The sequence below is a fragment of the Arsenicicoccus sp. UBA2120 genome, from assembly GCF_002330965.1.
Lineage (GTDB): Bacteria > Actinomycetota > Actinomycetes > Actinomycetales > Dermatophilaceae > Arsenicicoccus > Arsenicicoccus bolidensis.
Window position 1 is genome coordinate 1 of sequence record NZ_DCYC01000049.1, and the last position, 10691, is coordinate 10691.

The 10691-nt window shown below is 72.1% G+C and carries 10 protein-coding genes; 8 read left to right on the top strand and 2 right to left on the bottom strand.

The genetic code is table 11. The features are described 5' to 3' along the window. Positions 1-281 precede the first annotated feature (281 nt). Positions 282-824 carry a CGNR zinc finger domain-containing protein gene (locus B2P18_RS06840; protein ID WP_037213054.1) on the bottom strand — a complete coding sequence of 181 codons (543 nt, stop codon included), beginning with the start codon at positions 822-824 and terminating at the stop codon, positions 282-284. Between the two features lie 115 nt (positions 825-939). Here B2P18_RS06840 and B2P18_RS06845 point away from each other — a divergent pair, with 115 nt between their 5' ends. From B2P18_RS06845 to B2P18_RS06855, 3 genes are read left to right on the top strand one after another with little or no spacing between them, the layout of a single operon-like run. Beyond that, positions 940-2004 (top strand): EamA family transporter, encoded by a 1065-nt coding sequence (locus B2P18_RS06845; RefSeq protein WP_286957423.1) that lies wholly within the window; start codon positions 940-942, stop codon positions 2002-2004. A gap of 7 nt (positions 2005-2011) precedes the next feature. Then, positions 2012-3073 (top strand): alpha/beta hydrolase, encoded by a 1062-nt coding sequence (locus B2P18_RS06850; RefSeq protein ID WP_286957427.1) that lies wholly within the window; start codon positions 2012-2014, stop codon positions 3071-3073. After that, the gene (locus B2P18_RS06855) at positions 3070-3834 is read left to right on the top strand and encodes an NUDIX hydrolase (protein WP_286957429.1); all 765 of its coding nucleotides are present in this window, start codon (positions 3070-3072) and stop codon (positions 3832-3834) included. Before B2P18_RS06850 ends, B2P18_RS06855 begins: the two co-directional genes overlap by 4 nt. A 116-nt stretch (positions 3835-3950) precedes the next feature. Here B2P18_RS06855 and B2P18_RS06860 read toward each other — a convergent pair whose 3' ends face one another. Then, complete coding sequence (locus tag B2P18_RS06860) at positions 3951-4343, bottom strand: phage holin family protein (RefSeq protein ID WP_029210129.1); 393 nt, start codon at positions 4341-4343, stop codon at positions 3951-3953. A gap of 41 nt (positions 4344-4384) precedes the next feature. On the opposite strand from B2P18_RS06860, the gene hisC reads away from it, so the two are divergent. From hisC to B2P18_RS06885, 5 genes are all read left to right on the top strand, one after another. Then, complete coding sequence (gene hisC, locus B2P18_RS06865) at positions 4385-5536, top strand: histidinol-phosphate transaminase (RefSeq protein WP_239266580.1); 1152 nt, start codon at positions 4385-4387, stop codon at positions 5534-5536. Positions 5537-5632: 96 nt separating this feature from the next. Then, on the top strand, positions 5633-6688 hold the full coding sequence (locus tag B2P18_RS06870; RefSeq protein WP_286957440.1) for a hypothetical protein: 1056 nt from the start codon (positions 5633-5635) through the stop codon (positions 6686-6688). Positions 6689-6893: 205 nt separating this feature from the next. After that, positions 6894-8036 (top strand): pyruvate dehydrogenase (acetyl-transferring) E1 component subunit alpha, encoded by a 1143-nt coding sequence (gene pdhA / locus B2P18_RS06875; protein WP_286957441.1) that lies wholly within the window; start codon positions 6894-6896, stop codon positions 8034-8036. A 3-nt stretch (positions 8037-8039) separates the two neighbouring features. Beyond that, positions 8040-9020 carry an alpha-ketoacid dehydrogenase subunit beta gene (locus B2P18_RS06880; protein ID WP_019285312.1) on the top strand — a complete coding sequence of 327 codons (981 nt, stop codon included), beginning with the start codon at positions 8040-8042 and terminating at the stop codon, positions 9018-9020. Between the two features lie 21 nt (positions 9021-9041). Continuing rightward, complete coding sequence (locus B2P18_RS06885) at positions 9042-10526, top strand: dihydrolipoamide acetyltransferase family protein (protein ID WP_286957448.1); 1485 nt, start codon at positions 9042-9044, stop codon at positions 10524-10526. The last annotated feature ends 165 nt before the right edge of the window (positions 10527-10691 follow it).

Below are 10691 nucleotides of genomic sequence, written 5' to 3' on the forward strand. Positions count from 1 at the left end.
TCGATGACCGCCGCTACCTCTCCGAAGGCTCCATGGCCAAGCTCTACCCAACCCGCGATACTGAGACCGTCGCCCTCGAAAAGAGCGACCGGTAGGCAACGAGCATCACCTCAAAGCCCACCACTCAACGGGGCTCTATCGCTGCGCACGGGACCGCAGGATCCGCCCGCCTTGGTCACATCAGCCTGGCGTGCCAACCCGGGCGGACGTGACTGCCTCAGGTAGACCCATCAGCCGGCCTCCGGAACATCGGCCTGGTGAACGGAGGCCGGTCGATGCCTCTACCCGCGGTAGGTCTTGCGGGAGCGGTAGGCCTGGACGGCCATGCGGTTGCCGCAGCCGCGGTCGCAGTAGCGGCGCGAGCGGTTCTTGGACAGGTCGACGATCACGCCGTCGCAGTCCTCGGCCTCGCACACCCGCAGCCGGTCGAGCTCGCCGGACCGCACCACGTCGACCATCGCCATCGCGGACTCGACGGCGATGCGGTCGGCCAGCGGCGCCTCGCTGGAGATGGCGTGCAGGTGCCAGTCCCACCAGCCCTCGTGGCGCACCACCTGCGGCAGCGCCTGGTGGCGGGCGAGCAGGTCGTTGACCAGGCCGACCACGCCCTCCTCGTCGAGCTCCCACAGCCGGTGCAGCTCGCGACGCAGCCGTATGACGCCCGCCAGCTCGCGTTCGTCGTGCGCCCGCGCCCCGGTGTAGCCGAACTGCCCGACGAACTCCTCGAGGTCCTCCAGGGTCTGCAGGGTCGCCGGCTCGACACCCGTGTTGACCAGCGCGGCCATCGATACCAGAGCGTCGCGGGTGTCATGGGCAAAAGTCATCTTGACTCCTTACGGAGGACAGGTCTAGCGTCATGAGCGTAAACCCACTTTGCTCATGACGCTCGACGACGTGCGTCACGACCGTCGTGCCCTGAAGCCCTCGAGAGGAGTGCCCATGACCGCCATGACCCGCACCACCGACCGCGTCGACACCACCACCGACCTCACCCTCGCGGACCCGGTCGTGGACACGCTGCGCCTCGGCCAGGTCGACGTCGACCCGCTGCCGCACGTCCCGGACGAGCAGGCCACCGAGCGCCCGACCCCGAGCCGCCCGCGCGGCGTCTCGCGCGGCCTGGTCCTCGCCCTGATCTCGGCCGTCGGCTTCGCCACCTCCGGGTCCTTCGCCAAGGCGCTGCTCGAGGCGGGCTGGAGCCCCGGCGCCGCCGTCACCGCACGCATCGCCGGAGCCGCGCTCGCCCTCGGCATACCCGCCCTCTGGCTGATGCGCCACCGGCTGCGCGCCTTCCTCGACAACTGGGGCGTCATCCTGGCCTATGGCGTGGTCGCCGTGGCCGGCAGCCAGCTCTTCTACTTCAACGCCGTCACGCACCTGTCCGTCGGCGTCGCCCTCCTCCTGGAGTACCTCGCTCCCGTCCTCATCGTCGGCTACCTGTGGCTGCGCACCCGCCGCACCCCGTCGCCCGCGACGCTGCTCGGCGCGACCCTGTCCATGGCCGGGCTCGCCCTGGTCATCGACCTCTTCGGCGGCATCGGCATCGACCCGGTCGGCCTCCTGTGGGGCCTCGCGGCGGCGTGCTGCAACGCGACCTACTTCCTGCTCGGCGCCCGCGAGACCAAGGGCCTGCCGCCCATCGCCCTCGCGGCCGGCGGCATGGTCGTCGGTGGTGCTGTCCTCGGCCTAGCCGGCGCGGTCGGCATCATCCCGATGGTCGCCACCACCGCCCCCGTCGTCCTCGCCGGCCTGGATGCGCCCTGGTGGGTGCCCGTCCTCGGCCTGGTCCTGCTCGCCGCGGCCGTGGCCTACGGCTTCGGCGTGGCGGCGACGCGACGCCTCGGCTCGACCGTCGCGTCCTTCGTGGGGCTCACCGAGGTGGTGTTCGCCGTGCTCATTGCCTGGCTCCTGCTCGGGGAGCTCCCGGGCCTCGTGCAGCTGGCCGGCGGTGCGCTGATCCTCGCGGGTGTTGCGGCGGTCAAGTTCGGGGAGTCGCGGGCATGATGGGCACGTGCCCTCGACCCGCCGTCCCCTGACCCTGCGCGCCACGCAGTCCGTGCTGCGTGGTGTCGCGCGCCTGCCCCGGCCGGTCCTGCGTCTCGTCGCGGGCCGGCCGCGGCGCATCGACGGCCACACCCTGCGCACGGACGTCCAGGTGGCGCTGCGGATGCTCGAGCTGGCGCCGGGCAGCGACGCGGCCGAGCTGACGCCGGAGCAGTGGCGCGCCGAGATCGAGACCGAGGCCTGGCTCTTCGGCCACCAGCCCCACGTCGCGTCGATCCGCGACGACTCGTTCCCGGGCCCGGCGGGCTCGATCCGCACGCGCACCTACGACCCCGCCCCGGGCGAGCCGCCCCGCGGCGTCGTCGTCTACTTCCACGGCGGCGGCTTCGTGGCCGGTTCTCTCGACAGCGCCGATCCCGTATGCCGTTTCGTCGCGCGCTATGCCGGCCTGACCGTCGTCTCCGTCGACTACCGCCTGGCGCCGGAGTCACCCTTCCCGTGCGCCGTCGAGGACGCGGTGGCGGCCTTCCGCCACGTGCGGGACCACCGCGATCAGCTCGGCGGCGACGCCTCCACGCCGATCGCCGTGATGGGCGACAGCGCGGGCGGCAACCTCGCGGCCGTCGTGTGCCACCGCACCGTCGAGGACGAGGCCGGCGGTCCCGATCTGCAGGTGCTGCTATGCCCCGTCACCGACTGGTCCCGCAAGTCCCGGTCCTACGCGCTGTTCCCCACCGGCTTCTTCCTGACCGAGTCGACGATGGAGTGGTACGCCTCCCACTACCTGCGCGAGCCTGAGCAGGCGTCCCACCCGGACGCCTCGCCGCTGCTCGCGCGCCACCTCGGCGGGTTGCCTCCCGCCTATGTCCTGGTGTCGGCCTTCGACGTGCTCCGCGACGAGGGCCTCGCCTATGCCGCGCGGCTCGAGGAGGCCGGCGTCCCCGTCACGCTGCGGGTCGACGAGGACGGCACCCACGGCGACCTCAACGCCATGGGGGTCTCGCGCGCCAGCCGCGACCTGGTCATCGAGGTGGCCGAGGCCGTCCGCGACCTGCTGGTGCGCCGGTGATCGTCCGCGAGATCGGCGACGGGATCGTCGAGCTCGACCTGTCGGGGCACTCGCCCGACGACCTGGCCGAGGTCGAGGCGCTGCGCGAGCAGGTCGCCGCGGGGATCGCCGCCGGGTGGCGCCGCGTCCAGACGCTGCACGACCCCGACGACGTCGTCACGCACCGCGTGGCCGCCCGCCTCGGCCTGCGCCAGGAGGGCACCATGCGCGGCATCGGTCCCGGCCACGGCGACCACGTCGTCATGGCCCGGCTGGCGAGCGACCCCGGCCCCGAGACCCGCGAAGGCTTCCTCGGCGTCCTCAACACCACGATGCCCACCAAGCGCAACATCGCCCAGACGCTGCTGCGCGACCCCGATGGCCGCGTCCTGCTCTGCGAGCTGACCTACAAGCGCGAGTGGGACCTGCCCGGCGGCATCGTCGACCCCGGTGAGCCGCCGTCCGCCACGGCCGAGCGCGAGGTCGCCGAGGAGCTCGGGCTGGACCTGCCGGCCCGCGACCTGCTCGTCGTCGACTGGCTCCCGCCCTATCGCGGCTGGAGCGACGCCACCCTGTTCGTCTTCGACGGCGGGGTGCACCCGGCCGACCTGGTGGACCGAGTCACCTTGCAGCCGCGCGAGATCCGCGCCCTGCACTGGGCCACGCCCGAGCAGGTCCGGGAGCACTGCGCGCCGTATGTCGTGACCCTGCTGGAGCGCCTCGCCGCCACCCCGGCCGGCAGCGGCACGGCATACCTCGTGGACGGCCGACCCCGCGCCTGAGGCCGGCCCCACCACCACAGCCACCACAACCACCACCCTCGCCATTGGTCACCAACGGACGAATCGCGCGCCCCTTGAACGATCCACAGCGTCAGTGGTGACCAACGGTGGGGGGCTCAGACCTCGTCGGCGTCCGGCAGCAGGATGTTGAGCAGCAGCGACACGAACGCCACGACCAGGGCGCCCAGGATCGCGTCCCAGAAGAAGCTGTCGACCCGGAAGTCCAGCCCGAGCGGGCCGGCCAGCCAGGACGTGACCTGCAGCATGAGGGCGTTGATCACCCAGGTGAACAGCCCCAGCGTGAGGATGATCGCCGGCAGCGACAGCAGCTTGACGACCGGCTTCACGACCGCGTTGATCAGCCCGAACACGATGGCCACCAGCAGGATCGACAGCAGGCGCGTGGCGAGCGAGGGCTTGTCCTCGCCGAGGTGGATCCCGGAGACCACCATGGCCGCGACCCAGAGCGCGATGCCGTTGACGAGCGTCTTGATCGCGAAGTTCTTCATGGCCATATGGTGACATGTCGGCCCCCGCATATGGTGGTGCCATGACCGCAGCCGATGCCGCCACCAGCGAGCTCAGCCCCGACCGCGACGACGCGGCCACCCCCGAGAGCGAGGTGCGGCTGCGCGAGGCGCTCGCCAGCGTCCCCGCCTACGTCCCCGGTCGCCCGGCGCCGGAGCTGCCCGACCGCACGACCTACAAGGTCAGCAGCAACGAGAACCCCTACCCGCCGCTGCCGAGCGTGCTCGAGGTCATCGCGTCGGCCGCGACCACGGTCAACCGCTACCCGGACATGGCGGTGACCGAGCTGACGCAGGCGCTCGCCGACTTCCTCGGGGTGCCCAACGACCACATCGCGACCGGCACCGGGTCGTCCGGCGTCCTCACCCAGCTCGTGACCGCCACCTGCGGCCCGGGCGACGAGGTGGTCTACGCGTGGCGCTCGTTCGAGCTCTACCCCATCGTCACCGCGCTCGCCGGGGCCACCAGCGTGCAGGTGCCGCTCACGGCCGACCAGCGCCACGACCTCGACGCCATGGCTGCGGCCATCACCGACCGCACCCGCCTGGTCATCGTCTGCACGCCCAACAACCCCACCGGGCCCTCGGTCCACGCCGACGAGCTCGAGGCCTTCCTGGCTGCGGTCCCGCCGCACGTCCTGGTCGTCATCGACGAGGCCTACCTCGAGTTCGTCCGCGACCCCGAGACGCCCGACGCGCTCGACCTCTACCGCAACCACACCAACATCGCGGTGCTGCGGACCTTCTCCAAGGCCTACGGCCTCGCCGGGCTGCGGGTCGGGTATGCCGTGGCGCCCTCCGAGGTCGCGGCGGCGCTGCGCAAGTGCGCCCTGCCCTTCGGTGTCTCGCGGATCGCCGAGGACGCCGCCGTCGCCAGCCTCGGCCTCTTCGCCGAGCTGGACGAGCGGGTAGAGGCCTTGGTCACGGAGCGTGACCGTGTGACGCGTGGCCTGGCCGAGCAGGGGTGGCGCCTGCCCGACACCCAGGCCAACTTCGTGTACTTCCCGGTGGGGGAGCACTGCACGGAGCTGGCCGAGGCGTGCCGCGACGCCGGGCTGGTCGTGCGGCAGTACGGCAACGACGGCGTCCGCATCACCATCGGCGAGGAGGAGGCCAACACGCGCCTGCTCGAGGTCGCTGACCGTGTCCGGGCACGCGTCCAGCCGGGTGACTAGTCAGCAGGGACGGTTTGCCTCCGGTTCACTTGTCGGTGACTGCACCGTGACCGCACCATGGAGAGCATGGAGACACCCGGGTCTAGGCACAGGCCCATGAGACGGCAGGGGGGGACGGCCTGGAGGCCGGCCCTCGCCCTGTCGGCTCTCGGTGTCTCCGCCACCCTCGGCCTGGCGGGCCTGTCGCTGACCACCGGCCCCGGGACCCTGGAGGGGGTGCTCGGCGGCGGGTCGACCACGACCCCCGGCCTGACGGCGACCGGCGGTTCGGCATACGAGACCGATGGTCCGGCCGACGCGCTGACCGCTCAGGGTCCGTCCGTCTCGCGCGCGCTGGTCGTGCAGCAGGCCCAACGACCCGAGGCGCCGGTGGCTCCCTCGGACCCGCTCGACGGCATCGTCCTGCTGTCCGCAGCGCCGCGCGGCCAGGTGCTCGAGCAGACCGTCATCGAGCCTGCGCAGGAGCGCCTCGAGGCCCTGGCGGCCCTGCTGCCGCTGCTCGAGGTGGCCGAGCCGCTGACCGGCGTCGACGCCGACGAGGTGCTGGCGTCCATGGCCGACCTGGGGCCGGTCCCGGCCCCCGAGGCCGGCCCGGTCGTCGACGACGGCGCGAGCAACGCGTCCCCGCTCATCGCCCAGGCGCCGACGACGCCCGACCGCACGCCGCCTCCCACGCAGCCGCCGGGCGACGTCCCCGCCGAGCCCGACCCGGTCGGGGAGGACCCGATCATGCGTCGTATGACGGAGCCGGTGCCCGAGCCGTCGACGGGTAGCCCGCCGACCCCCACGGAGCCCGCGCCCGGGACCACGGACCCGACGACGACGCCCGGCTCCACGCCCACCGATCCCAGCACCACCCCCACCGGCCCCGGCCAGAGCCCCACGGGTCCCGGCTCGCCGACCCCCACACCCGGCACCCCCACCACGCCCGGGTCGATCGTCGGGCCCCTGCCGACGCCGACGCCGACGCCCACGACTGCGGTGCCGACGTCGCCCGCCCCGACCGCGTCGCCGCAGCCCGGCCCCAGCCCGAGCCGCACCGGCGGGGTCGGAGGCGAGGACTCGCCCACGGCGACGACCGCTCCGGCGGCGCCCCCGGCTGCGTCCCCGGCGAGCGCCCCGCGCGGCACCCCTGCTCGCAGCGCGCCCTGACCCGACTGGCGACAGGGACGGGGCGGGCAGGTACGCTGCCCTCGCCAGGCCCAAGCGTCCGACGGGACGTGTTGACCGCCACGAGCGACCGGCCCGACGTCGTCACCTCGACGAGGCCGGCCCTGGGCGGTGACCCCGCCCGTCGTGGCCCCGAGCCGGACCGAGCAGCGACCCTGCCCGGCCCGAGGATCGAAGGAGATCACCCATGAGCGACAACGTCGTCGCCCGCCCAGGCGGCAGTGACGCCTACGGCGGGCCGGAGATGGTGCAGCTGCTCACCCCCGAGGGGGAGCGAGTCGACCACCCTGAGTACTCCCGCTATCTCGACGGGCTGACCGACGAGGACCTGCGCGGCTTCTACCGCGACATGTTCCTCATCCGCCGCGTCGACACCGAGGGCACGGCGCTGCAGCGTCAGGGCGAGCTGGGCCTGTGGGTCTCGCTGCTCGGCCAGGAGGCCGCCCAGATCGGGGTCGGCCGGGCGATGCGCAAACAGGACTACGCCTTCCCCGGCTATCGCGAGCACGGCGTCGGCTGGTGCCGCGGCGTCAAGCCCCTGCAGGTGATGTCGCAGTTCCGGGGCGTCGACCAGGGCGGGTGGGACCCCAATGAGGTGGGGATGCAGCTCTACACGATCGTCATCGGCAACCAGGTGCTCATGGGCACGGGCTACGCCATGGGGATCACGCTGGACGGCGACGTGGGCACGGGCGACCCCGACCGCGACGCCGCGGTCGTCGCGTTCTTCGGCGACGGGGCCACCGCGCAGGGCGACGTCAACGAGTCCTTCGTCTTCGCCGGCGTCAACAACGCCCCCATCGTGTTCTTCTGCCAGAACAACCAGTGGGCCATCTCCGAGCCCAACGAGCGCCAGACCCGCGGCCCGCTCTACCACCGCGCCAACGGCTTCGGGTTCCCGGGCATCCGCGTCGACGGCAACGACGTGCTGGCGTCGTACGCGGTCTCCAAGGCGATGCTCGACCGCGCCCGCGACGGCCAGGGCCCGTCGTTAATCGAGGCCTTCACCTACCGCATGTCCGCACACACGACCTCGGACGACCCGACGAAGTACCGCGTGGACGCAGAGGTCGAGGTGTGGAAGCACCGCGACCCCATCCAGCGGCTGCGGGCCTATCTCATCCGCTCCGGCAAGGCCGACCAGGCGTTCTTCGACGACCTGCAGCGCGAGGCCGACGCCCTGGCCGAGGAGATCCGCACGGGGACGATCGGCATGACCGAGCCCGACCCGCACGGCATGTTCGACCACGTCTACGTGGAGGACGACCACGCCCTGATCGAGCAGCAGCGCGCGGAGTTCGCTGCCTACGCCGCGAGCTTCGAGGACTGAACGATGACCAAGCTGACCATTGCCAAGGCCATCAACGCCGGCCTCCGCGCCGCCATGGAGCGCGACCCCAAGGTCGTCCTGTGCGGAGAGGACGTCGGCAAGCTCGGCGGCGTCTTCCGCATCACCGAGCACCTGCAGAAGGACTTCGGCGAGCACCGGGTCATGGACTCGGCCCTGGCCGAGTCCGGCATCATCGGGACGAGCGTCGGTATGGCGCTGCGGGGTTACCGCCCCGTCGCGGAGATCCAGTTCGACGGCTTCGTCTACCCGGCGTTCGACCAGATCGTGTCCCAGGTCTCCAAGATGCACTACCGCTCGCGCGGCAAGCTCCGGCTGCCCATGGTGATCCGCATCCCGATGGGTGGCGGCATCGGGGCGGTCGAGCACCACAGCGAGTCCAACGAGGCCTACTTCGCCCACACCGCGGGGCTGCGCACGGTCTTCGTGTCCAACCCCGAGGACGCCTACTGGGGGATCCAGCAGGCCATCGAGTCCGACGACCCGGTGATCTTCTACGAGCCCAAGCGGCGCTACCACGAGAAGGGCGAGGTCGACCTCGAGGCGCCGTCCGCGCCGCGAGGCCTCTACGGCGCCAACGTGATCGTGCCCGGCACCGACGTCACGGTCGTCTGCTACGGCCCCATGGTCAAGACCTGCATCCAGGCTGCCGCGGCGGCCGCCGAGGAGGGCACCTCGCTCGAGGTCATCGACCTGCGCTCGGTCAGCCCGCTCGACATCGACACCGTCTGCGCGTCGGTCGAGCGGACCGGTCGGCTGGTCGTCGTCCACGAGGCCGCGTCCTTCCTCGGTCTCGGCTCCGAGATCGCGGCCCAGGTGCAGGAGCGCTGCTTCTACCAGCTCGAGGCGCCGGTGCAGCGCGTCACGGGCTACTACCTGCCCTACCCGCCCTCGAAGTACGAGGAGCACTTCCTGCCCGACCTCGACCGCGTGCTCGACGGCGTCGACCGCGTCCTGGCCCACTGAGCCCGAGAGGAGCGAATTCACATGGCAATCAAGAAGTTCAACCTCCCGGACCCCGGTGAGGGTCTGCTCGAGGCCGAGATCGTGACGTGGAAGGTCAAGGAGGGCGACGAGGTCAAGGTCAACGACATCGTCGTCGAGATCGAGACCGCCAAGTCCCTGGTCGAGCTGCCGATCCCGTGGGCCGGCACCGTCGCCCAGATCATGGCGCCCGAGGGCGAGACGGTCGACGTGGGCACCCCGATCATCGCCATCGACGACGGCACCGGCGGTGGGGACGCCCCGGCCGAGCCCGACGACGCGTCCGCCGCGGCCACCCAGGCCCAGGTCGACGAGGCCATGGGGACGGGCACGTCCGCCGCCCCCAAGGAGGAGCGCGTCGCGGTCCTCGTCGGCTACGGCCCCAAGGTGACCGACGCCAAGCGCCGCCCCCGCAAGCACCAGCGCGGCCCGCTGCCCACCCCGAGCGAGACCAAGAACCCCGAGTCCTGGGGTGGTTTCGCGCAGGTCGCGGCGGCCACCGAGATGACCCACCCGACCGTCGTGGACCCGCACGGCGTCGCGGTCGAGGTCGCCGACGGCGCGGGATCCCGTCCCGGCAAGGCCCTCGCCAAGCCCCCCGTCCGCAAGTACGCCAAGGACAAGGGCGTGGACCTCACGGCCGTCACCGGCACGGGTGACGGCGGCGTGGTCACGCGCGCCGACGTCGACGCCTACCTCGCGGGAGGCGCGCAGCCCCAGGAGGCGGCGGGCGCTCCGGCATACGGCTCGAGGGGTCTGGCCGGCGACGCCGAGCGCGAGGTGCGCATCCCGATCAAGGGCGTGCGCAAGGTGACCGCGCAGGCCATGGTCGGGTCGGCGTTCACGGCGCCGCACGTGACCGAGTTCATCACCGTCGACGTCACCGAGATGATGGCGCTGGTCGACCGGCTCAAGAAGGACAAGGAGTTCAAGGACGTCCGCGTCTCGCCGCTCCTCGTCGTCGCCAAGGCCCTGATCGTCGCCAGCCGCCGCAACCCCGGCGTCAACGCGACCTGGGACGAGGCCAACCAGGAGATCGTGCACAAGAACTACGTCAACCTCGGGATCGCGGCCGCCACGCCGCGCGGTCTGATGGTGCCCAACATCAAGGACGCCGACCGCCTGTCGATGCTCGAGCTGGCGCAGGCCATGGGCTCGCTCGTCGAGACCGCCCGGGCCGGGCGCACGCAGCCCGCCGAGATGTCCGGCGGCACGATCACGATCACCAACGTCGGCGTCTTCGGCGTCGACACGGGCACGCCGATCATCAACCCCGGCGAGTCCGCGATCCTGGCCTTCGGCGCGGTGCGTCGTCAGCCCTGGGTCGTCACCGCGGCCGACGGGTCCGAGGAGATCGTGCCGCGCTGGATCACGCAGCTCGCGCTGTCCTTCGACCACCGGCTGATCGACGGCGAGCTCGGCTCGAGGTTTCTGGCCGACGTCGCCAAGGTGCTCGAGGACCCGGCCCGCGGGCTCGTCTGGGGCTGAGCGGTCTCAGTCGTATGACGGCGGGGTCGGGCGCGACGCGTCCGGCCCCGCCATTGCGTGTGCTGGCGCCTCGGCGTCCGTTCCCTGTCTCGGTGACCGTCTCCTGTCTCGGCGACCGTCTCCTGTCTCGGCGTCCGTCCGTTCCCCGTCTCGGCGACTGTCTCC

Coding starts and splice junctions, on each gene's coding strand:
- pdhA (WP_286957441.1), top strand. CDS start 6,894: ATGAGCGACAACGTCGTCGCCCGCCCAGGCGGCAGTGACGCCTACGGC.
- hisC (WP_239266580.1), top strand. CDS start 4,385: ATGACCGCAGCCGATGCCGCCACCAGCGAGCTCAGCCCCGACCGCGAC.
- B2P18_RS06840 (WP_037213054.1), bottom strand. CDS start 824: ATGACTTTTGCCCATGACACCCGCGACGCTCTGGTATCGATGGCCGCG.
- B2P18_RS06880 (WP_019285312.1), top strand. CDS start 8,040: ATGACCAAGCTGACCATTGCCAAGGCCATCAACGCCGGCCTCCGCGCC.
- B2P18_RS06885 (WP_286957448.1), top strand. CDS start 9,042: ATGGCAATCAAGAAGTTCAACCTCCCGGACCCCGGTGAGGGTCTGCTC.
- B2P18_RS06860 (WP_029210129.1), bottom strand. CDS start 4,343: ATGAAGAACTTCGCGATCAAGACGCTCGTCAACGGCATCGCGCTCTGG.
- B2P18_RS06845 (WP_286957423.1), top strand. CDS start 940: ATGACCGCCATGACCCGCACCACCGACCGCGTCGACACCACCACCGAC.
- B2P18_RS06870 (WP_286957440.1), top strand. CDS start 5,633: ATGAGACGGCAGGGGGGGACGGCCTGGAGGCCGGCCCTCGCCCTGTCG.